At 66.2% G+C, this 22,046-nt stretch carries 14 protein-coding genes; 9 read left to right on the top strand and 5 right to left on the bottom strand.

Annotated features, from left to right (window positions below; genetic code table 11):
* The first annotated feature begins 51 nt into the window (after positions 1-51).
* From DB354_RS11075 to lepB, 5 genes are all read left to right on the top strand, one after another.
* The gene (locus tag DB354_RS11075; protein WP_107835693.1) at positions 52-1,155 is read left to right on the top strand and encodes a PilT/PilU family type 4a pilus ATPase; all 1,104 of its coding nucleotides are present in this window, start codon (positions 52-54) and stop codon (positions 1,153-1,155) included.
* A 22-nt stretch (positions 1,156-1,177) separates the two neighbouring features.
* A complete protein-coding gene (locus DB354_RS21975) occupies positions 1,178-2,149 on the top strand; it encodes a hypothetical protein (RefSeq protein ID WP_146180195.1) in 972 nt (323 codons plus the stop codon).
* 46 nt (positions 2,150-2,195) lie between these two features.
* A complete protein-coding gene (fabD, locus tag DB354_RS11070; RefSeq protein ID WP_107835692.1) occupies positions 2,196-3,110 on the top strand; it encodes an ACP S-malonyltransferase in 915 nt (304 codons plus the stop codon).
* A 2-nt stretch (positions 3,111-3,112) separates the two neighbouring features.
* Positions 3,113-4,909, top strand: coding sequence for a translation elongation factor 4 (gene lepA, locus DB354_RS11065; protein ID WP_107835691.1), 1,797 nt, complete (start codon positions 3,113-3,115; stop codon positions 4,907-4,909).
* A 101-nt stretch (positions 4,910-5,010) separates the two neighbouring features.
* Positions 5,011-6,267, top strand: a complete 1,257-nt coding sequence (gene lepB / locus DB354_RS11060; RefSeq protein WP_107835690.1) for a signal peptidase I — start codon at positions 5,011-5,013, stop codon at positions 6,265-6,267.
* A 201-nt stretch (positions 6,268-6,468) separates the two neighbouring features.
* On the opposite strand, the gene DB354_RS11055 is transcribed toward lepB, so the two are convergent.
* From DB354_RS11055 to DB354_RS11040, 4 genes are all read right to left on the bottom strand, one after another.
* Entirely contained in the window at positions 6,469-7,830 is a 1,362-nt protein-coding gene (locus DB354_RS11055) for a PD40 domain-containing protein (RefSeq protein WP_107836043.1), read from the bottom strand.
* 37 nt (positions 7,831-7,867) lie between these two features.
* The gene (locus DB354_RS11050; protein ID WP_107835689.1) at positions 7,868-9,250 is read right to left on the bottom strand and encodes a glycoside hydrolase family 88 protein; all 1,383 of its coding nucleotides are present in this window, start codon (positions 9,248-9,250) and stop codon (positions 7,868-7,870) included.
* A gap of 176 nt (positions 9,251-9,426) precedes the next feature.
* Positions 9,427-11,055 carry a methyl-accepting chemotaxis protein gene (locus tag DB354_RS22920; RefSeq protein ID WP_107835688.1) on the bottom strand — a complete coding sequence of 543 codons (1,629 nt, stop codon included), beginning with the start codon at positions 11,053-11,055 and terminating at the stop codon, positions 9,427-9,429.
* Positions 11,056-11,473: 418 nt separating this feature from the next.
* Positions 11,474-12,436: a glycerophosphodiester phosphodiesterase family protein gene (locus tag DB354_RS11040; RefSeq protein WP_158277488.1), complete on the bottom strand. Its 963-nt coding sequence runs from the start codon at positions 12,434-12,436 to the stop codon at positions 11,474-11,476.
* Positions 12,437-13,185: 749 nt separating this feature from the next.
* On the opposite strand from DB354_RS11040, the gene DB354_RS11035 reads away from it, so the two are divergent.
* The 4 genes from DB354_RS11035 (at position 13,186) to rlmF (ending at position 19,951) form a co-directional block, all read left to right on the top strand.
* Complete coding sequence (locus DB354_RS11035) at positions 13,186-14,940, top strand: PAS domain-containing sensor histidine kinase (protein WP_107835686.1); 1,755 nt, start codon at positions 13,186-13,188, stop codon at positions 14,938-14,940.
* The gene (locus DB354_RS11030) at positions 14,937-16,112 is read left to right on the top strand and encodes a response regulator (RefSeq protein ID WP_107835685.1); all 1,176 of its coding nucleotides are present in this window, start codon (positions 14,937-14,939) and stop codon (positions 16,110-16,112) included. The genes DB354_RS11035 and DB354_RS11030 overlap by 4 nt, the downstream gene beginning before the upstream one ends.
* On the top strand, positions 16,109-18,898 hold the full coding sequence (locus tag DB354_RS11025) for an ATP-binding protein (protein WP_107835684.1): 2,790 nt from the start codon (positions 16,109-16,111) through the stop codon (positions 18,896-18,898). Before DB354_RS11030 ends, DB354_RS11025 begins: the two co-directional genes overlap by 4 nt.
* Before the next feature lie 123 nt (positions 18,899-19,021).
* The gene (gene rlmF, locus DB354_RS11020) at positions 19,022-19,951 is read left to right on the top strand and encodes a 23S rRNA (adenine(1618)-N(6))-methyltransferase RlmF (protein ID WP_107836042.1); all 930 of its coding nucleotides are present in this window, start codon (positions 19,022-19,024) and stop codon (positions 19,949-19,951) included.
* Positions 19,952-20,014: 63 nt separating this feature from the next.
* Here rlmF and DB354_RS11015 read toward each other — a convergent pair whose 3' ends face one another.
* Positions 20,015-21,961, bottom strand: coding sequence for a hypothetical protein (locus tag DB354_RS11015; RefSeq protein WP_107835683.1), 1,947 nt, complete (start codon positions 21,959-21,961; stop codon positions 20,015-20,017).
* Between the last annotated feature and the right edge of the window lie 85 nt (positions 21,962-22,046).

Here is a 22,046-nt window from a genome sequence, read left to right as displayed (position 1 = left end):
CCTTGCTGAAGAGACGAGGGCGAATTACCGAATCCGCAACGCTTTTCTCCCATGGCGACCGTCACACCTCACACGGAATTGTTCAACGAGTTGCTCAAGCTCGCCGTGGAGAGCGGCGTCAGCGACGTCATCATCAAATCGAACAAGCCCGGCTACGTGCGGATCGCGGGCAAACTCAAGCCGGTGGACATGGATCCGATCACGTGCCCGGAGGCCGAGGCCTTCGTGAGCGAGCACGTGCCGCGGGTCTTTCGCGCGAAATGGGAAGAGGAGGGGCAGGTCGATTTCGCGTACGCCGCCGAGGGCGTGGGGCGGTTTCGCGTGAACGCCTTTCACCAACGCGGCCTGGTCAGCATCGTGATGCGGCACATCAAGAGCAGCGTGCCCAGCTTTGCCCAACTCGGGCTCGGCGAGACCGAATCGGCCCTCGTTCGCCTCAGCCAGGCGAAGGACGGCATTCTGCTGGTGTGCGGCGCCACCGGCTCCGGCAAGAGCTCCACGATGGCCGCGATGCTGAACTGGATTAACCAGAATCTCGACAAACACATCGTCACCATCGAGGACCCGATCGAATACACCTTCCAGGACGACAAGTCCCTCTTCCAGCAACGGGAGATCGGGCTCGACGTCCCCAGCTTCGGCCTGGCGATCAAGGCCGTGCTCCGCCAGAACCCCGACATCATCCTGATCGGCGAGATGCGCGACCGGGAGACTTTCGAGACCGCCATCTCCGCCGCCGAAACCGGCCACCTGGTGTTCTCCACCATGCACGCCGCGACGGTCGCCCAATCTCTCACGCGCCTGTTCGAGTTCTTTCCCGCCGAAGAGGTGGTACAAGCCCGCCGCGCGATCGCGGGGTCGCTGCGCGGCTTCATCTGTCAGAAGCTCATCCCGACCGCCGAGGGCCATGGTCGCGTCCCGGCCAACGAGATTCTCTACGCCGATGCCACGGTGAAGAATCTCATCCTGGAAGGGCAGAACGAGAAGATCCAGGGGCTGCTCGAGAGCAACGCGGACTCCGCCACCTTCTCCTTCAACAAGGACCTCTACCGCCTGTGGAAGGCCGGGAAGATCAACAAACAAGACGCCCTCAAGCACTCCCCGAATCCGCAGCAACTGGAGATGAACATGAAGGGCATTTTCATTAAGAGCTGAGCGGAGGGCTCCTTCACCTCCCATGTCGTGTTGTCCCTGGATGCCGGCTTGGAGCGCGGTCGCGCAGGTTCTGGGACTGCTCCTCCTGGCCGGAGTGGAAGCCTCCGCCGCGGATCGGGTTCCGGTCCAACAGGCACGCGACGCATCGTCGCTCACCGAGGCAAAACAGCAGCTCGACACGCTCAAAGCGGGGAATACGGCCGCAACCGTCACACCAACCGACGCGACGCTTCCCGGCGTGACCGTGCCGGAGTTGCACGCGCCAAACCTCGTAGATCCGCCAGCCCCCGTCTCTCCGCGGCCGGCGGACAAGCCCGTGGATTCTCGAATGAGGCCGGGACGCACCGGAAACTGGCTTGTCGACGCGATGATGGAGCCCGATGCGGATGCCTCGAAGACGGGAGGCTCGGAGCGACTTCGCGCCCAACGCCGACCACGGCCCGATCACCGGGACAACGGCGTGCATACCGGGACGGCCAACGACGCCTCCGCCGATCCCGCTGATCCGGAAACCACCGCGACTGGAGCCGATGCGGATGCCGCTCATGCGCCATCGCCACGCTCCCCCGAGACTTCGCCCAATCCATTCACCCGCTATCTCTCGGACTGGATGACCCCGCAGGACTATTCACTCCTGCGCCGGACCTTGGCCCCCAGCGGAGAACGCGGCGATCCCACGAACGTTGCGCCGGCGCAGGACGCGTCGATCACGCAGACCTTGGCAGACCTACGCGCGAGCAATGACCACCCGGGGGCGCTCCCTCCATCCGCAACGCCTCCTCGCTCCCCCGCCGACAATCCTTACCTGACCCTCTGGCAAGAATCGGAGTTGAAGCCGGCCGGTATCCAAACGCCTCCTCCAGTCACAGCCCCGCCGCCTGGTCCCCGGCTGCTTGAGCCACCGCCGCCGGCACCCGCGCCCAAGCCTGCGGTTCCTGACTTTGTGAAGCCCGCGAACGACGAGAAATACTTCAAGCCGCTGAAGCGTTTTTAGGGCTTGGATTTCCACGCCCCGACCGATTGTCTCGCGTGTTTTCACCATGGCACTCGCATTTATCTTCGCTGGACAGGGCGCCCAGAAGGTCGGCATGGGCAAGTCGCTCTACGACAACTCACCCGCGGCTCGGGCGCTGTACGACGAGGCAAACCGGGTTCTTGGCTGGGACTTGGCGAAGATCAGCTTCGAAGGGCCGGACGCCGAGCTGACACAAACGAAAGTCTGTCAGCCTGCGCTATTTGTGCATGGTCTGGCCACGCTCGCCGCAATGCGCGAGCAGGGCAGAGTGCCCGCCGGCGCGCCTCAATACGCGCTGGGTCTGAGCCTTGGCGAGTTAACCGCCTACTGCACTGCCGGGGTGTTCGACTTCGCCACCGGCCTCAAAGTCGTCGCCGAGCGCGGCCGGCTCATGCAACAGGCCTGCGAAGCCACGACCGGCACGATGGCGGCGATCATTGGTGAGGACCGCGCCAAGGTGCAGGACCTCTGCCGCGACTTCGACGTGGAAACCGCCAACTTCAACGCTCCCGGCCAGATCATCATTTCCGGCGAGAAGGCGAAGGTCGAAGCCGCGGTAACCGCCGGCAAGGAACGGGGCATGAAGAAGATCATGCTCCTCAACGTCGCCGGCGCGTACCACTCCCGGCTTATGGAGCCCGCGCGGGCCGCCTTCGCGACGTTCCTCGAACCCATCGCGTTCTCGGCCCCCAAGTTCACGGTGTTCACCAACACCACCGGCCAAGCCGTCAACAGCCCAGCCGACCTCAAGGCCGCCTTGGTCAAACAGGTCGTCTCATCCGTCCGTTGGGAAGACTGCATGCGCAGCGCCGCCGCCGCTGGCGCCACCGAGTTCTGGGAGTTCGGGCCCGGCGCCGTTCTCTCGGGCCTCGCGCGACGAACCGAGAAGGCCTGGCTCGTGAAATCCTTTGCGGAGCACTCCGATTTGGCGACTGTCTGACGATGTCGGTCCTCTATACCCGTAATTTCTGCATCATCGCTCACGTCGACCACGGGAAGACGACCCTGTCCGATCGCCTGTTGGAGTACACCAACACCGTCGCGCAACGGGTGCTCACCGAGCAGCACCTCGACTCGATGGACCTGGAGAAGGAGCGCGGCATCACCATCAAGTCGCATCCGGTGACGATGTACTACCCGGCCAAGGACGGGCACACGTACAAGCTCAACCTGATGGACACGCCCGGACACGTTGACTTCTCGTACGAGGTCTCGCGTTCGCTCGCGGCCTGCGAAGGCGCGGTGCTCCTGATTGATGCCGCCCAGGGCGTCGAAGCCCAGACGGTCGCGAATGCCCATCTCGCTTTCGGCCAGAAACTTCGCGTCATCCCGGTGATCAACAAGATCGACCTGCCGAGCGCGAATCTCGAGCTCTGCACCAAGCAGCTCGAGGACATCCTCACCATCCCGGCGGAGGAGGCCATCCTCGCCAGCGGCAAGTCGGGCATCGGCATTCAGGATATTCTCGAGGCCGTCGTGCAACGCGTCCCGCCACCGCGCTGGACCGAGTACCCGCAGACCCGGACCCTCGTCTTCGACTCCCTGTACGACTCATACCGCGGCGTGATTTCCTACGCCCGCGTGTTCTCCGGCGCCATCAAGGCCGGCGACCAGATGCTCCTCATGAGCAACGGCGTGAAGTCCGAGGTGAAGGAAGTTGGCGTGTTCACCCCAAAGATGGAGAAGGTGGACGTACTCGGGACGGGTGACGTCGGCTACGTCGTTTCGAACATCAAGACGACCTCCGACATCAAGATCGGCGACACCATCACCATCGCGAACCGCCCGGCCACCGAGATGCTGCCGGGCTACAAGGAAGTGCGGCCGATGGTATTCTGCGGTCTCTATCCGCTCGAAAGCGCCGACTACGAGAAGCTCAAGGCCGCCCTCGGTCGCCTGCGGCTCAACGATTCCGCCTTCGTTTACTCCTCGGAGAGTTCCGTTGCCCTTGGCTTCGGCTTCCGCTGCGGCTTCCTCGGCCTGCTCCACATGGAGATCATCCAGGAGCGCATCCGCCGTGAGCACGACGTGGAGATCATCTCCACGTACCCGAGCGTTGTGTACCACGTCGTCCCGCACGGCGGCGAGGTCCTCGAGGTCGACAACCCGATCAATCTGCCGGATCCCGGCACAATCACGGAGATCCGCGAACCCACGATCGTGGCGTCGATCATCGTCCCGAACGACAGTCTCGGTGACATCCTCGCGCTGATCATGGAGAAGCGCGGCAGCTGCGATCACACGGACACGTTGGACATGAACCGCGTGATGCTGAAGTGCACGCTGCCGCTCAACGAGATCCTCGTGGATTTCAACGACCGGCTGAAGAGCATCACCCACGGTTACGGTTCGATGGACTACGAACTTGGGGCTTACCGCGCCGCCGACTTGGTGAAGATGGAGATCCTCATCAACGGCGACCCGGTGGATGCGTTCGCCAGCATCGTCCACCGCGAGAAAGCGGAAGCGAAGGGCCGCGAACTCTGCGAACGTCTCGCCAAGATCATCCCGCCGCAGATGTTCAAGGTCGCCATCCAGGCCGCGATCGGCGGCAAGATCATCGCCCGCGACAACGTCCGCGAGATGCGCAAGGACGTCACCGCGAAGTGCTACGGCGGCGACATCAGCCGCAAGCGGAAGCTCCTCGATAAGCAGAAGGAGGGCAAAAAGAAGATGAAGCAGATCGGCAAGGTCTCCATCCCGCCCGACGCCTTTATCAAGGTGCTCCAAAACCAGTGACGAGCGCCGCCCGGAATCCCGCCTGATCACCCCGCACGGCGGCTCCGCCATCGCCCGCCGCCGCGCGCTCGGTCACCACCTCTCTTCACTCCCCACTTCCGATGTTCGGCTTCCTCAAGTCTCAGGAGAAAAAGATGCGCGAGAACGCGGCCAACTGGCTCGAGCTCGCGGAAAAGGTGTATCACTTCCGCCGCGACGTCCTGCCGGCCGCCCAGGTTGCCGAACTCCAGGGCCAGATTGCCGGCCTCCAGGCACTCCTCAAGGAGAAGGCCGGAGCTGAGCGTCTGAAGCTGGCGATCGAGCGGCTGGAGGAAGTGCTGCGGCGCACCGGCGGCGCGATCTACCCCAAGACCGCCTTGGTCGAGAACGTCGAATTCTTCCTCGTGGCCGCGTTGGTGATCCTCGGCATCCGCACGTACTTCGTGCAGCCGTTCAAGATCCCGACGAACTCGATGTGGCCGACCTACAATGGCATGACGGCCGAGGTCTGGCGGAATCCGGCGGAACGCCCCGGCGCCCTCGGGCGCGTCGGCCGCTTCCTGGCGTTCGGCGCCCAGCGCCGCGAAATGGTGGCCCCCGACACCGGCCCGGTCACGATCCCCGTCCGCGCCGGCGATGGACGCATCTACTTTGAAGCAAAACCGGGGCGGAAGTGGCTCGTGATCCCGACCACGGTCCGTGAGTACACGTTCTTCGTGAACGGCCACCCGGTGCAGCTGCGGGTGCCGCTGGACTTCGACTTTGACCAAGCCTTCCACGATGCCACCGGCATCGATGCCGCCCAGCTTGCCTGGCGCGCCATGGCACCGAGTGTTGGCCTGGGCGCGGTGCGCGAAATCCCGGTCGACCTGAAGGCGGTGAAGGGCGAGCCGTTTCTCGCGTTCGATATCATCACCGGCGACCAGCTTTTCGTCGACCGGGTCACGTACCATTTCGCGCGCCCAAAGGTGGGGCAGGGCTTCGTCTTCCGCACGGACCACATCGACAGCCCGCACATGCGGGACCAGGCGGGCAACCAGGTCGAGCAGTACTACATCAAGCGGCTCGTCGGCGGGCCGGGCGACAAGCTCGAGATCCGCAGCCCGATGCTTTACCGCAATGGCGAGCCGATCTCCGGTTCCGATGCGTTCCGCGCCAACAACCGTCGCGAGGGCCGCTATCGTGGCTACGCCAACTCCGGTCTCCTGAGCACCGGCGAGGTCCTGACGGTTCCCGAAGAGAAGTTCTTCGCGCTTGGCGACAACTCGTACAACAGCCTCGATGGCCGCTTCTGGGGTTTCGTCCCGGCGAAGGACGTCGTGGGTCGCCCGCTGTTCGTCTACTACCCGTTCACGAGCCACTGGGGACCCGCCCGCTGAGGCGAGGGCCGTCTCGACTGTCCTTCAATCTCGTAGACGAGCGGCTAGTCGAATTTCGGCCTCTGCATCGCCTGGAGAGGCAACGATTCCAGCACCGCGGTTCTTGACCGGGAACCGGGAATGGCAGCCCCATCACCCCAGCCGGAATGAAAACGGGCGCCCCGCGAGGCGCCCGTCGGATCTGGATGGATACGCTTGCCCTTACTCCGGGTGAACCTTGCTATCGTACTTCCGCGCCAACCACGCCTTGGGCACCGGCACGACGCAGATATTCATCGAACGGTTGTCGGCTGACAGCATCGCCGACTGGATCTCGATGCGCGTGCCATCGGGACTGAAGGTCGGATGGACATGGTCCGCCGCCGTCTCCTTGTGTCCCGCCGTCAGGAGAATCATCTCGTTGGTGCGTCGATCGATCAGGTACAGGTTCCGCGCGAAGTCGTCGCCCACCGCCCAGCGGCCATCCGCCGAGCCATGCACATGCCAGAAGCCGCTGCCATGCTTGGTCTGGCCGGCAATGATGATGTGCCCCGTCCGGAGATTCACGATCCCGAGCCCGGTGGGATGCGCCCGGCTGCCACACTGCCCCCAGGCATCGACGAGATCGGCGGGCCGGTGGCCAAGGATGGCGATCGCCACCTCATCCGGTCCGATGACGGCCTCATGCGTCACCCAGTCGTAACTGGCTTCCCGGTACAGCGGACGCAGCCCGGTGCCGTCGGACTTCACCGTCCACGTGCGCTGCGGCGCCTTGCCGCCGGTCTCCCAGCAGAAGACGACCTCGCCGGAGGTCCAGGGATTCGACTGGATGTGGCCGACCTGGAACGGCACCGCCACCACCGGTTTCACCTCACCGGTCTCGAGATTCATCATCGCGACGCCCGCCGGGCCTGCCCCCATGTTCCGCGGGCCATAGTTCGCCTCGAGCTTCGTCCCGGCCGGCAGATACTTGGCCGCCGCTTCCCGCAGCATGCGGAAGTACGCGATTTTCTCGTTCTCATCGATCGCGAGTTCACCCCCGCCACCGATGTCGGTGGGGATGGTGCCGAACACCTGCTCGTACGCCGCCGCCGCCTGCATCTTGCCGGCCGCGCTGTCCGCAAAGAGTCGCGCCAGATCGATCGCCACGACCTCCAAGGGTTCCTTGGACGGCTTGCGGCGGTCTGCCTCAGGCAGCGCCATGCGCGCCACGTGATCCGCCGGGCGAGTGAGGAAGAGCCGCATGGACTTCTGACCGACGGCAAGGGCGCCGGTGTAGCCGGTCTCCGTCACCTGGACAATGTCCCCGGTCTGCTCGTTGACCGCGAACGCCTGTCCGGCGGCCCGGTTTGAGCGAAAGATCAGCCACTGCCCGTCCGCCGTCCACTGAGGATGCGTCGGGTAGATCTTTGAGTCGCCCGCCGGCGCGCTGGTCAGGAACGTGAGCGGCACGCCGGTCACGGGATCCGGGATGACCTTCTTCTCCGAAGGGAAGCGCCGGCCCATCTGGGCCGCGGCCGTGCCGCAGAATGCCTGCACCACCGCGAGGGCGAGTAGGCAGGAAAGAACTCGGGAGGAGTGCATAGGCTGGACGAGGTTGATGAGGACCGGTCGGAGCGGCTTAGCGCCAGGCTGCGGCGCGGCTGAATTGAATGGCGCCATCATGGACGTTGGCGTCGGCGCCCTGGCCCTGAAGAAGCGTGATCATCTCGGCGCCGGCCAGGAGGACGGGGCCGTAACCATGAGCCGCATACACCGAGGTGGGCCGGTAGTAGTAGAATGTCGGCTCGAAGCCCATGCCCGTGCCCACGCAGGTCTGCTCGACCTGGCCTTTCACGTTCACCGTCTTCGCCACGGCATTCCAGCCCAAGGAAACACAGGGACCGTAGACGAGCGGCTGGAGCCAGCCGCGATTGATGCCGCGGGCGAGCGCATACACGAACATCGCGGACGCCGAGCTCTCGGGATAGGAATCGGGCCGGTCCAGCAACTGGTGCCAGAGGCCGTCACCACCCTGGCACGCGGCGAGACCGCGGGCATGCGCCCGGAAGATCGCGAGCACGGCGGCGTGCTGCGGGTGGTCGTCAGGCATCACGCTGAGCAATTCGACCGCCGCCATCACGGCCCAGCCGTTGGCCCGGCCCCAGTGGAATGCGGGATGCGGGTCCATGGCCTCTACCCAGCCATGCATGAAAAGCCCCTTCTCCGGCACGAACATTCGCCGGTGAAACTGAATCAACTGGCGCGCCGCATCGTCGAAATAGGCGCGGTCGCCCGTGAGCGCTCCCATCTGCGCGAGGGCTGGCACGCTCATGTAGAGATCGTCGAGCCAGAGTGAGTTGGGCAGGGGACGATTGCGCGCGAGCGTCCCATCGGCGAGGCGCTGCTGCCCGCGGCTGATCCATTTCAGGTAATTGTCGATGACCGGGCGAAAGGCCTCGGGGTGGTGTCCCGCGCGGGCGGCCTTAATGAAGGCGGCCGCCATTGCGCCCGAATCGTCCAGCGTGTGCGGCGCATTGACCGAGCGAAACGGCACGCGCATGCGCTCCCGGGCGTTTTCCGGCAAGGCGGCCAACTGCGCCCGAAACCGCGGGGCCGCATCCGCAATGAACTTCAAGCGGGTGGCGGCATAGTCGGCATAGCGTCCGTCGGCGGTCACCTCACTTGCCAGCAGCATACCGGCGTAGGTTACGCCCCATTCGTAAGTCACCAGCAGGAAGTCGCCCGGTGCGATCACCGCGTTCGGATTCGCCGCCGCGAGGTCGACCGGCTGACGGGTCTTCGCGTCGATCAGTTGCGCCGGAGTGACGCCATCGAGGTAACCATGAACCCGCTCCATGACCTGCCGAATCTCCGGCACTGGCATGGGGGCATAACGCACGGGGTAGGCGGGCTCGAAGCGTCGGAGCGCCGGCACCGTCGGCGCAACGGAAGCGGCGGGCTGCGCCGCGGCCGTACCGACCACCGCGACGCCAAGGAGGAGGAGAGGGGAGACCAATTTCATGCGGGGGGAAGGGGACTGATGAAGATGGAATCGAGGTGCCGAATGTCCACCAGCAGGACGAAGCGGCGGCTCGGCCGTTCGGCCATACTTCGCTGGACAGTCAGGCACCGCGTTCACGAGTCCCGCAACCGCCCAGCCGCTGCCGCCCTTGGCGACGGCAGCGGGCCCAACCGACTTCAGACGTCGCGGAAGTTTAGCTCCGGCGAGGCAATCTTGATCGCGCCGTTGCGGGGCGCTGCGCCATTCGTGCCAGGCGGCGTGCTCTCGGAGGGAATCACGGCCTCTTTGGCCGGCGTCTTCACGACTCGCGCCAGTTTCTGCGGGGCGCGCGCCGGCCGCCCGCGCTCCGTGCGCACCGCGGCGGAACGGCCTGCGCCGGCATTGCCGCCAACGAGTTTCTTCAGTTCCACCACCGCGTCCTGCAGCGAAAGCGCCTGGCCGTTCAACTCCTCGGCGGCCGACGCAGTCTCCTCGGCGTTGCTCGCATTGGACTGCGTGACCTGGTCCATCTGGCCCACGGCGGTGTTGAGCTGGTCGATCCCTTGGCTCTGTTCATTCGAGGCGGTCGCGATCTCCCCGACGATAGCGTCGACCTTTTGGGTCTTCTCCGCGATCTCGGCCAGGGACTTGGCGACGCGGGCGGAAATGGCGACACCGCGTTCGGCCTTGGCCACCGCATCTTCGATCTTCGCCGTCGTCTCCTTGGCGGATTGCGCGGAGCGCTGGGCGAGATTGCGCACTTCGTCGGCGACCACCGCGAAGCCCATGCCGGCTTCGCCGGCCCGCGCGGCCTCGACCGCGGCATTCAGCGCAAGGATGTTCGTCTGGAAGGCGATCTCGTCGATCGTCTTGATGATCTTCGAGACGCCGGTCGACGACTCTTGGATCGCGCTCATGGCGGCCTTCATTTCGTCCATGTCCGCCGTTCCCGTATCGGCCGCCTGCCGGGTCTGCCCGGAGAGCTCCTTCGCATGGTTGGCGTTGTCCGCATTTCGCTTCGTCATCGAAGCCATCTCCTCGAGCGAGGAGCTGGTTTCCTCGAGACTTGCAGCCTGTTCGCTCGATCCTTCCGCGAGCATCTGGCTCGCGGCCGAGACTTGGCCCGCCGCGGCCGTCACGTGTGCCGCCCCTTCATCGAGCGACTCGGAGGTGACCACCAGGATGCGGTTCGTGGCCCGGACGATCAGGTATCCGATGCCGGAGGCGAGCAGCAGCGCCGCGACAATGCCGATGAAGATAAAGCGCTTTGAGGCAACGATCGCACCGGTGATGCCGTTGCCCGCCCGTCCGCCCTCGTCGCGATAATGGTTCACCGATTCCTGCAGCGCGGCATTGAGCGCGCGGAAATCGGGTCCGACCTGTTTTTCATACGCGACGAAGGCCTCTGTTTTCTGGCCGCCCCGGCTCAGCGCAAACGCCGCGGCCCGTTGTTTCAGATAGAGGTCGCGCGCCGCCATGACCTTGGCCATCGCCGCCTTTGCTTCGGGTGTGCGGGCCCCGTCCTGGGCAACCTGGTACAACTTGTCGTTGGCCGCCGCGAGGGTGGTGACGGCTTCGTCGAGGTCCTTGAGCTGGCTCGCCTCGGCGAGGAGGATGTGCCGCAGCAAGTACGCGTTTGCGAGGACGGTGTTGGTTTGAATCTGCCCCAAGGCGATCACTTGCGGCATCGCGTCTCGCGTAAGCGTGCCCGCGTGGTCACCGATGACGGTGAGCCGCGAAGCGGCGAAAAGTCCAATGGCTAGGGTGACGAGCAGGACGGTGGCATAGCCAACCGTGATACGTTTTCCGACGGTCCAGGTATTCATAGGGTTTGACTGTTTGAGTGCCCGACGCGGAGTGCGACGGGCATGGAACGTCCCGGACCGGCGCGGAGAAGCGGCGGAGGAGGTGTCGGGAAATTCCAGTGGAACCGGCGCGCAAGGGCGCGCGTCGGCATGGAGGTGCCACGCGCTGCTCCTTTGTCTTTCGGGCTGAAGTCCCGAAGGAGGAAGGCCGGTCGACCAAATCTGCAGGTCGCGAGGCAACTCCCGTTATCGACCAGCCGGCCCAAACGTTAAGGGGAAATACCCATGCCGAAGCGGAAACGAGCGGAGGTCGGATCCCCGCAAACGAGCTTTCCAAGCCCGTTTGCGTCGACCCCCAAGAATGGCAACGGCGGGAACCCGGGAGGTTCCCGCCGTGCAGAAGCGACGGATGAAACTGGCCGGCCGACGCGGCCGGAGATTACTGGCGCGCCGCCGCGCGCTTCGCGTAGTACGCCTTGAGTTCGCGCATCGTCACGTCGGGATGGTCCGTCGCGAACGACATCACGCCCAGGTCGAGCAGTTGGCCGTAGGCGGTCGGATCGGTCGTGTAGGGGAACGCCTGGAAGATCACGCCGTGCTGGCGGAGTTCCTCGCCAATCTCCCGCAGAAAGTCATTGCGCAGGCGGAAGGGATTGTCGGACGAACTCTCGTCCACGCGAGTGGCGTAGTTGTTATCGGAAACCTTGGGGAAGACGTGGATCTGCACCTGGGTGAACCCCTCGAACCCAGTTTTCCGGTACGCCGCGAAGTCGCGGCGAATCTCCTTCTCCGTGCCGTGCACCCAGAGCAGCGTGCCAGACTCAGGCACCAGCTTCTTCCACTGGCGCAGCTCGTCGGGAAGGCGGGAGGCAAGGATGACCTGCTTTTCGATCCCGTACTTGTGGATCTCGGCCGCGAGCTTCGCGAAATCGATCTTCTTCACGTCCATGTAGAGGTGCCGTTCTGGCCGCCCGCGCATGCGCTCGAAGACGGCCGACATCGGGATCACCCGGCGCCCCTTGTACTGCTCGCCCTTCCAGGAACCCACATCGAGTTCGGAAAGCTCAGCGAAAGTGAGATCCTTGACGCCTTTGCGCGCCAGCTCCGGCGGCGCGTCCTTCACCACCCGGCGGAAATCATTATCGTGAAAGGGCACGATCACGCCGTCCTTCGTCATCCGCAGGTCGGATTCCGGGTAGATGCCCATGCCCCATGCCATCTCGAACGCCTCGATGGTGTTCTCCTCGGCAAGTTCGCCCACGCCGCGGTGGCCTTGGACGACGATCTGCTCGAACGGAATATGGTCCGTGACGTTGTAGGGTTTGCCGGCGGGCGCGGCGAAGTTCACGACGGGGAGGGAGAGGACGGCGGCCGCAAGCGCCAAGAGACCGGAGGTTTTCATGAGGAGGGGGTTCGTGGTATATTTATGCAGCATGTTCTTGCCGCACGGTCTTGGCGTACGGGGCCGCCCTCGGTTGAGTCAAGCGCCGGGAGTGTCGCGATGGTTAAGATCTGGTGGCAGCCGCGGGCGAGAAGACCATGCCACTCGCGCTGCTGTGCGCGTTCATTCGCTTTGTCGGCAATCGGATTCCTGAGAAGAATGCGCGGCGGGGCAGCGCCACCCGCGCCTGGCAGGAGAGTAGCACCGTGGATTGACCACAAATTCGTGAGTTTGGACTCAAAGCGCGCGCCACTTTCCCAAACCGATCGAGCCACAGCCGGGGATCAGCGGGAGAAGTTCGTCGCCCTTCGATCGGGACACCTGCGGACCGAATCTCGCAACCAGGGGAGCAGACCGAGTCGGGAAGGCAGAAGTTAGCCATACTTTTACTTTACATAATGGCCATTGTGCCGGCCCAGCTTCTAACGCACGTGCTCCCGTTCCTGCGCCATGGCGATGGATCTCAGCCTGCTCCAGAGTCTTTCAAAACCACCGCGACTTCGGATCCGCGCGATTGCATTTGGCAGCACCTCTCCCTCGATGCGGCTAACTACGCCCGCATTGGCAGAAAGTACGCATTTAGCAGCTCCCACGGAATCCGTATGCTGCTTAATGCTTTCTGCTGCGCTCTTTTCGCCGACCGCACCCGGCCGACCGGAAACGCCCTGCCACATCGACCGCCGTGACGCCACATTCTTGGGCTGCTCCGCATGATGTCCGCATCAGCAGCTTCTCCGCCAGCCCCCGCGGCCCAGCTCCCCGCGCCTTCCATCCGCGAACCGCACCTGCCCGAATTGCTTCTGGCCGCCACTGAACTTGCCGAGCATGTCGTCCGCCGGTTTCTCCCGCCGCATGGGTTTTCCGACCTCCTGGCAATTCTCGCTCCCGCCGCCCAGGCCACCGCCGCCCAAATCTGCACGTTGTCCCCCAAAACGACCAGCGACTGGCAGGTCGTCCACATCGTGGCCTGGCCTCCCGTCACCACCACAACGCCAACGCCCCAGCCTGCCTGGCCGTCGCGCCGAACCGTCCTGGCTTTCGATTGGGTAGATCGCCTGAGCCGCGGCGAAGCCATCGTCGCCGCCACCGGCGCACCATTCTCCGACGCTCCGCCCGCTACCACCACCTCCGAACCCGCCCGGCCTTCGCCTCAGCCCCCGTCCCGCCTCACGGTGCTGCCGATTCACCGCCGCGCGGCGCTTTGGGGCGTGCTCGTTCTCACCGACCACGCCGCGACCTCCTGGTCGGACCAGGCCCTTGCGACGCTGCGCCGCTGCGCCCGCCTTATTGGCGCCGCTCTCGACCGCTGCGACCACTGCCGGCGCCAGGCGCTGATCGAAGCCCGCTACAACACGCTTCTCGACGATCTCAACGAGGTCGTCTTCCGCACGGACCACCGCGGCAATTTCACCTATCTCAATGCCGCCTGGCGGAACCTCACCGGCGAAGACCCTCAGACCGCCCTGCAGCGTTTCTGCGGATCTTTCGCCGTGCCCGCCGACCGCCGCACCCACCGCACCGCCTTGCTCGAGTTGCTCCGCGGTACCCGCCCTGAACACCGCTGCGAGGTCCAGTTTCTCCGCGCCGACGGCACGATCCGCTGGGTCCAGGTCAGCGCCCGCATCCCCGACCGTTCCGTCCATCCCCAGGCCGGACTCGTCGGTACCATCGTCGATATCTCCGCGCTCAAGGCGGCCGAATCCGCCCTCCGCGCCGCCAAGACCGAGGTCGAAGCCGCCAGCCGCGCCCGCAACGAGTTTCTCGCGGCCATGAGCCACGAGCTCCGGACCCCGCTCAACGCGGTGCTCGGCCTCTCGGAGTCGCTCCTCGTCGAGACGTCCCTTGACGCCGATCCCGCCCGCACCCGGCGCTTCCTCGACCTCATCCGCACCGCCGGCCAACAGCTGTATCAAAGAATCAACGACGTGCTCGACTTTGCCCGCATCGGCGCCGGCCGGCTCAAGCCCAACCGCACCCTGGTCGAGATCGGCAGCGTGTGCGCCGCCGCCGCCGACAGCCTCCGCGCCGATCTCAACGCCAAGGGCCTGACCGTCTCCGTCCAGCGTCCCACGCCACCGCTTTTCGCGCACGTCGACGAGCGCCTGCTCAGCCAGGCCGTCCTCAAGCTCCTGCACAACGCGATCAAGTTCACCGCCAGCGGTGGTCGCGTCGACGTTGCCGCCCGCGCCACGGCGGCCGGCGGCGTCGTCATCACCGTCGCCGACACGGGCATCGGCATTCCCCGGGAGAAACTCCACTTGCTGTTCCAACCTTTCACCCAGGTCGATGCCTCGCTCTCGCGTCGGTTCGGCGGCACCGGCCTCGGCCTCGTGCTCGTCGACCACTATGTGCGCCTGCATGACGGCACCGTCGCGGTGGAGAGCACGCCCGGCCGCGGCAGCACCTTCTCCCTCACGCTGCCGGCGCAACCCAGCGCCTCCCAACCTCCCTTCTCCCCTCAATGAAGCCCAAGATCCTGATCGTCGACGACGAGGAGCTGAACATCCTGACCTTCGAGTCGTTCCTGATTCGCGACGACTACGAGGTCCACGTCGCCCGCAACGGCCGGGAAGCCCTCGCGCAGACCCGCGCCGTCTCGCCGGACCTCATCCTCCTCGACGTCATGATGCCCGAGATGGACGGCTACACCGTCTGCCGCCAACTCCGCGCGGATCCTGAATTCGGTCGGGTGCCGATCATCATGGTCACGGCCCTGCACGACTCCGCCTCTCGCCTCGAGGGATTGCAGGCCGGGGCCGATGATTTCGTCACCAAGCCCTGCTCACGCGACGAGATGCGTGCGCGCGTCAGCACCATCGTTTCGCTCAACCGGTTTCGCGCCATCGCCGAGGCCCGCGAGCGCATGAACGCCGAGCTCGAGCGCCAGGTGCATGAGCGCACCCGCCAGCTCCGCGATGCCAACGCAATGCTGCTGTCGTACGCCAACTTCGTCACCCACGACCTTCGTTCGCCGCTCACCGTCGTGAAGGGGTACCTCTCGCTGCTCCGGGAAGCCAATTTGCCGGAGGATTCGCGGCAACTCGTGGACGGCGCGCACCAGGCCACGCTCATGATGCAGGACCTCGTGCAGAACATCCTCCAACTCGCCCGGGACGAGCATGAGGGCGACACCGGCGAAGCCGCCGAATTGATCGATCCGAAGCCCGTCATCCAGCGAGTGTGGTCGCACGTGCGCATGGTGTTTCCGCAGGTCACCGCCGAGTTCACCGTGCGCGACCTCCCGCCCGTGGCCGCCAGCGCCGTGCTGCTCGAGCGCGTGTTCTACAACCTGCTCACCAACGCGGTGAAATTTTCCGCCGGCCGAACGACACCCTGCATCGAGATCGGCGCCCTGCTCGGCGAAGCGCCGCCGGTCTTCTACGTGCAGGACAACGGCGTCGGCTTCTCCGCCGAACAGGGCGAACGCCTTTTCCGCGCCTTCTCACAACTGGGTCGGGCGCCCACCGGCGACGGCGTCGGCCTCGGCCTTTCCCTGATCGGCCGCCTCGTCCACGCCCACGGCGGCCGCATGTGGGCGGAGAGCCAGCCCGACCAGGGCGCGCGCTTCTTGGTCCAGTTCAGCGGCGCGCGCCCCGCCGAGGCCCCGTCACCCGCCGCCGCCTCGCCCACCGCATGACTCCCACGCGCACGCTTGCCGTCCGTGCCTCGCGCGTCGTCGGGCTCGTCGCCCTCGCGACCGCGCTCAACGCCTCCCCGCTCGACCTGTCATTCGGGCTGGGACTCCAGCTCGGCCTGCTCCTCACCACGCCGCTGGTCTTGCTCCTCCCGCCGCCGTGGGCAGCCCTCGCTGCGCTGGTCGCGCAACTTCCCACCGTCTTCGCTCCCGCACCCGAGACCGCGATCCTCCTTCCGATCGTCACGCTCGAAGCGGCCTGGCTGAGTGGCGTTGGCCACCGCCTGCGCAGCGCCGCGCTTGCCGATGTCCTGTTCTGGGCGTTCTGCGGCCTCCCGCTCGCCTTTGCCTGGCTGACCCGCGTGACGGGCTGCCCGTCCGCGCAGTCCGCAGTCATCGTCTTCGACCACGTGCTCATCTCGGTGAGCATCGTCTTGTTCGCCGAAGCGGTTTGCCGCTCGATGCCCATCGGACGCTGGCTCGGTCTGCCGGCGCGCCCGGCTCCGCGCGGGCTTCGCCAACTCATGTTCAGCTGGGCCTTCCTGCTCGCCGCGGGGCCCGCCGTCTTCATGGCCCTCGGCGGCTCGCTGCTCCTGCGCCACGTGACCCGGCGCACCAACGAGGCCCGGCTGCAAGACGCCGTCAACGCCGTCGGCGAATCCCTCGAGCAACACCTGCGCCTGCACCGCGCCGCCGTGGTCGCCGCTGCCGCCACACTCACGCGCGGCGCCAGCCAGCCCGGCGTTATCATCCAGGAATCGCTCCGTGCCCATCCCGACTTTGTCACGATGCTCGTGACCAACGCCGAAGGTCACCTCATCGAAACCGCCCCGCTGCGTCCGGAGCTTCACGGGGCCAGCGTAGCCGACCGGGACTACTTCGCTGTTCCGCAGGCCCGGTCCGAACCCTACACCTCCGGCGTCTTTCGGGGCCGCGGCTTTGGCCGCGACATCCTGGTCGCGCTCAGCGCGCCTTGGCGCACCCCCAACGGCGCGTTCGCCGGCATCGTCGAGGGCTCCCTGGAGGTTCATCGCTTCGCCACGTCCACCCGCCAGGCCGACGTCGGCCACGATGTCACCGTGGTCCTGGTCGACGCCACCGGGCGCGTCATCGCCGCCGACTCCGCCGCAGGCGTCGAATCACTCGAGAACGTCCGCCACTCGCCGCTGGGCTCGGCCCGCGGCCGGGCTTTCAGCATCCTTGAAATCGCCACCGCCGCGGCTGGCGACCGCCCCACGCAGGCCCTGGTCTACGCCCAGACCTTCGATTTCGGTATCAAGGTCATCGCCTTTCGCCCGGTCGCCGCGGTGCTCGGCGACGTCCTCTGGATATATTACATCCTCACCGCCCTCGTGCCGCTCTTGATCGGCGGTTCGGTCTGGGTCGCCGCCCTCGCCAGCCACCGCCTCGCCGCGCCCCTCGAGCGCTTCGCCCTCGATGCCGTCGACCAGGCGGAAAGCGGCGAAGTCACCGCCATGCCGGCGCCCGTCCAGGAGGTCCCGCGCGAGGTCGCCATGGTTTTCGCCGCGTTCAACTGCCTCGCCGGTCGCGTCAGCGAGGGCCACGCCGCGCTCGTCCGCGCCAATGCCGTGCTCGACGCCCGCGTCGTCGAGCGCACCCGCGAATTGCAGGCAGCGCAGCAGCGCGCCGAGGCGGCCAATCACTCGAAGTCCGAATTTGTCGCCATGACCGGACACGAGATCCGCACGCCGCTCAACGCGCTGATCGGACTCACCGAGAGCTTGGTTGCCGAGATGCCACCCGGGCCGCACGCTCAACGCCTCCAAACTGTGCACCGGGCGGCGATTCGGATGCTCGGCATCGTGAACGACCTGCTCGATCTTTCGCGCATCGAAGCCGGGAAACTCGAGCTCCGCCCCGAACCCGTCGAACTCGGAGCGCTGGTCTCCGAGCTGTTCGGGCTGTTCAGCGCGCAGGCGAAGCAGAAGCAGGTCGCGCTCCGCCTTGAGACCCCGCTGCTGCTTCCGCTCTGGCTCAAGCTCGACGCGCCGCGCCTCCAGCAGGTGCTCTCCAACCTGATTGCCAACGCGCTCAAGTTTTCCCCGCCGGGCGTGGTGCGGCTCCGCATCACCGCCGCCGTGGAGAACGCGACGGAACTCCGACTGCGCTTCGCGGTGATCGACCAGGGGCCCGGGCTCAATCGCGAGCAGCAGAAGCTGCTCTTTCAACCTTACGTCCAAATCAGCGGTCCCGACCAGCCCGCCGCCGCCGGCACGGGCCTCGGTCTCGTCATCAGCCGCCGTCTGGTTAGCCTGCTCGGCGGTGAACTCCAGGTCCAGAGTGAGGCCGGCGCGGGAGCTGAGTTCTTTTTCACCGCCACCGTCGAGCGCGCCGCGCCGGGACCCCATTTGCCATCCACCGCACAGCCGGTGCTGCCGCGCCTGCGTGTGCTCGTCGTCGACGACAACGTCGCCAACCAGGAGGTGCTGCGCGCCTGCCTCGAGCCATCGAGCACCGTCGTGACCGCGGGCTCCGTCCCCGACGCCTTCGCGGCCATGCAGCACGAGGAGTTCGACGTTGCGCTCGTCGACCTCGAGATGCCTGGGCAAAGCGGCGATGCCCTCGTGGCCGCCATTGCCACCCGCCCCCAGGAAGTGTGCTCCCCGGACTGCGTGCTCATCGCCGTCTCCGCCCATGCCGCCGACGATCTTCGCGCTGAATGCGAGCGCCTCGGCTTCGTCGACTTCCTCGCAAAGCCCATCGACCGCGCCCAGCTTTTTGCCCTCCTCGGCCGGATTCCCACCCGCCGCGGCGTCACGCATCGCTGAGAGAGCTGCCTTTCCGGCAACCGTCTCCTGCACCGCTTTCGGAGCTTCCCTCCGCGCCTCAACCCACCGCCATCCGAAACTTTGGCGGTGAACTTCGGCGCGAATCCTCCACGCTCGGGCGCCTTGAACCGCACTTCCGCCAACGCCCGCCCAGCTGCCGGCCTGCATCCACGCAACCCGCACGCCGGCCGCTACGACTTTGCCGCCCTCGTCCAGGCCGTGCCCGCGCTCACGGGCTTCGTCCACTCCAGCCCGCGGGGCGAACCCACGATCGATTTTGCCAACCCGGCGGCCGTCCTCGCCCTCAATCAGGCTCTCCTGCGCCTCCACTACGGAATCAAGTTCTGGGCGCTCCCTCGCGGCTATCTCTGTCCGCCGATTCCGGGCCGCGCCGACTACCTTCATCATCTCGCCGACCTCCTGGCCGAGGCAGCGCCTGAGCCCTCCGCCGCCCCGCCGCAGCCCGGGGTGTCGATCCTGGATGTCGGCGTAGGCGCGAGTGTCGTGTATCCGATCATCGGAGTCGCAAGCTATGGCTGGCGCTTCGTCGGCACCGACATCGATCCCGTCGCGCTCGAGGCTGCACGCCGGATCGTCGTCGGTAATCGCACGCTCGGTCCTCGCATCGAGCTGCGGCGGCAACCCGACCCGCAGCAGATTTTTCGCGGCGTCGTTCGCCCGGGCGATTCCTTTGCCGCCTGCATCTGCAACCCACCGTTTCACACCTCTGCCGCCGCAGCCGCCGCCGGCACGCTGCGCAAGCTGCGCAACCTGACCGGCGAGCGCACGCCCGAGCGCGTGCTCAACTTCGGCGGCCAGAGCCACGAGCTATGGTGCGCCGGCGGCGAGGTTGGCTTTGTCCTGCGCATGATCGCCGAGAGTGTTCAGTTCCGGACGCAGTGCCGGTGGTTCACAACGCTCGTATCGAAACGCGAAAGCCTCCCTCCCCTCCGCCGCGCCCTCGCGCGCGTGCCGCCAGCCGACGTCCGCACGATCGAGCTCACGCAGGGCCAGAAGAAGTCACGCATCCTTGCCTGGCGCTTTGGAACGTGACGCTCCGCGCCGCCGACCGCCGACCGATTCAGCCTTCAGTCTTCAGCTTTCAGCCTCCGCTCCTCAGGGATTCGGCTTCGTGAACAAGCGGTCGTAGTCCATCCAGTGCGCGTTCATGAGGTCGATCTTCCGCTGCAGTTGGGCGGCCAGAGTCGGACCGAGCCGCATGATGGTTTCCTCCTCCGGCACCGACGCCAGGTCGAGCAGTGGTTCCGACGTGCTCTCGAGCAGGCGCTTCAATCGCACGGTCGTGTCGATCTCCTCGCGAGCCAGGCGGACCAGATCAGTGCGGTCCCAACTGGACTCCGCGCCCAGCGGCGGATTCGGCTCGGGCTCGACGCCAAGCGCTTTCACGCGATCGAGCTGCGCCTGGTAGGCCACCATGTGGTCGGCCGAATGCAGGAGACAGACCATCACCTCGAGCCGCTTGCCGAGCAGCTTCCACCGTTGCCGCGCCTCGGCGTCGGGTGCTCCGCGGGCCAGACGTTCGGCGCGCGCCTGCGCGTCCTCCACCGTCGGCACCACGGTCTCGATCACGCGCTGGAACAGCAGTCGCGCGCCGAAGCCCTCGTACATCCGCATGGCCTGGATGTCCGCCAGGTTGTCCGCCTGCTCCTCGCCTTTGGCCTGAAACAGGAAGCGGCGGTAGTACGCCTTGTCCTCGGCGGAGAGCTCCGCCGGGAACGGCACCATCGGGCGGTTCACCCACCGGTTCAGCACGTGCCCGAACTGGAGCATGTCGCCAAAGTTCAGCGCCTCGAGCCGCCGCTCGGCGTCATCGAGCAGCAGCCAGATTTGCAGCAGGTCGTCGGCACCCACCTCGCCCGCGACGGTCGCCGCAAAATTCCGCAACGCGCCCAGCCGTTCCGCGACCGAGCCATCGATCGTCGCCCGCGTCGCCTCATAGAGCTGGGCCGAAAACGCCATCGTCGCCTCGTCCGGACGCAGGCTGATCAGCCGGCGCGCCGGCATCCCCGCCTCCGCCTTGATCGGCGCAGTCCGCCCGGTTCGCAGCCAGCGCAGGTCAGGCACCGCCAGCCCGACGACGGGGTAAAACGAGCCATGCGCGTACGCGTCGCTCGAGCCCAGGTACCGATAGGGGCGACCGTCCGGTCCTTCCCTCCCCTGCACCGCGATGCCGCGCGGCAGCCGATGCGCGATCGCGTCGAGCTGCTCCGGTCCGAATGACGGAATCATCCACTGCCGCGGCTCGATCGGGTTCAGGTTGATCTGGACCTCATGTCCCACTTCGCGCGCGGCGGTCTGCAGCGTGATCAGGAACGAGGAAATGCGCTCGGACATCGGGCGGGCGCGGCAGTCACTGTGACCATTGAGCCCCGGGTACAACGCCGGCACCCAGCAAAAGCCGGAACCAGAGTCCTGGGTGAGGAAACTGAACGATTCGAGCTCCGGGCAGAGCGCCAGCAGGCTTTTCATCGCCGTGGCATACAGCCGCAGCGTCTCGGGCTGGTCCACGCACATGGAGAAACGCGCCACGCGCGAGCGGTTCGGCTGGTCCACGCGCGGACCGCGGAGGTGAGGATACGCCGTGAAGAACGCCTCCGGCATCACCTGCGGCAGGTTGGAGCCCCAGTGCGCCTTGAGCCCGAGTTGCCGCAGGATCCGCGCGCGCTCGCCCAGAATGGTGCAGATGCGTCGCGCGTAGTCTTGATCCACATACGGCGCGACTTCGGCCGGCGGAAACAGCTTCAGAAAGTCGGGACGCTGAATGAACCAACCCGGGTACGGGTCATCGGCCGGAACGAACTGCCAGCGGGCGGTCGGCAGCCCGTCGGTGAGCGGCACGTGGGTCGCGCCGAGCCGCTTCGCCAGGCTTGCCTTGCGTTCGAAGACCGCGAGTTCCCCCTGGTCGAAAGTCGACAGTACGGTCGCACCCGACAGGGCCGCCGCCGCGGGTGAGCTAGCGGCGGCGTAGGTGGCGGGCAGGCCAATGAGGCCGAACGCGCCGAGACGGAGGAGGAAGCCAAGCCGACGGGGTGAGTTGCGCATAGGCGGGAGGGGCGGTGACGCCATTTCCGCCAGGGCGCCAAACGACGCCACCCCGCCGCTCACGGACAGTCCGCTTGCACCCCCA

The organism is Opitutus sp. ER46 (assembly GCF_003054705.1).
GTDB lineage: Bacteria > Verrucomicrobiota > Verrucomicrobiia > Opitutales > Opitutaceae > ER46.
The sequence above is the reverse complement of the archived record's forward strand: the minus strand, read 5'-3'. Positions and strand labels throughout refer to the sequence as shown.

Coding starts and splice junctions, on each gene's coding strand:
- DB354_RS11040 (WP_158277488.1), bottom strand. CDS start 12,436: ATGAAAACCTCCGGTCTCTTGGCGCTTGCGGCCGCCGTCCTCTCCCTC.
- DB354_RS11030 (WP_107835685.1), top strand. CDS start 14,937: ATGAAGCCCAAGATCCTGATCGTCGACGACGAGGAGCTGAACATCCTG.
- lepB (WP_107835690.1), top strand. CDS start 5,011: ATGTTCGGCTTCCTCAAGTCTCAGGAGAAAAAGATGCGCGAGAACGCG.
- DB354_RS22920 (WP_107835688.1), bottom strand. CDS start 11,055: ATGAATACCTGGACCGTCGGAAAACGTATCACGGTTGGCTATGCCACC.
- DB354_RS11055 (WP_107836043.1), bottom strand. CDS start 7,830: ATGCACTCCTCCCGAGTTCTTTCCTGCCTACTCGCCCTCGCGGTGGTG.
- DB354_RS11075 (WP_107835693.1), top strand. CDS start 52: ATGGCGACCGTCACACCTCACACGGAATTGTTCAACGAGTTGCTCAAG.
- DB354_RS11015 (WP_107835683.1), bottom strand. CDS start 21,961: ATGCGCAACTCACCCCGTCGGCTTGGCTTCCTCCTCCGTCTCGGCGCG.
- fabD (WP_107835692.1), top strand. CDS start 2,196: ATGGCACTCGCATTTATCTTCGCTGGACAGGGCGCCCAGAAGGTCGGC.
- lepA (WP_107835691.1), top strand. CDS start 3,113: ATGTCGGTCCTCTATACCCGTAATTTCTGCATCATCGCTCACGTCGAC.
- DB354_RS11050 (WP_107835689.1), bottom strand. CDS start 9,250: ATGAAATTGGTCTCCCCTCTCCTCCTCCTTGGCGTCGCGGTGGTCGGT.
- DB354_RS21975 (WP_146180195.1), top strand. CDS start 1,178: ATGTCGTGTTGTCCCTGGATGCCGGCTTGGAGCGCGGTCGCGCAGGTT.
- DB354_RS11035 (WP_107835686.1), top strand. CDS start 13,186: ATGATGTCCGCATCAGCAGCTTCTCCGCCAGCCCCCGCGGCCCAGCTC.
- DB354_RS11025 (WP_107835684.1), top strand. CDS start 16,109: ATGACTCCCACGCGCACGCTTGCCGTCCGTGCCTCGCGCGTCGTCGGG.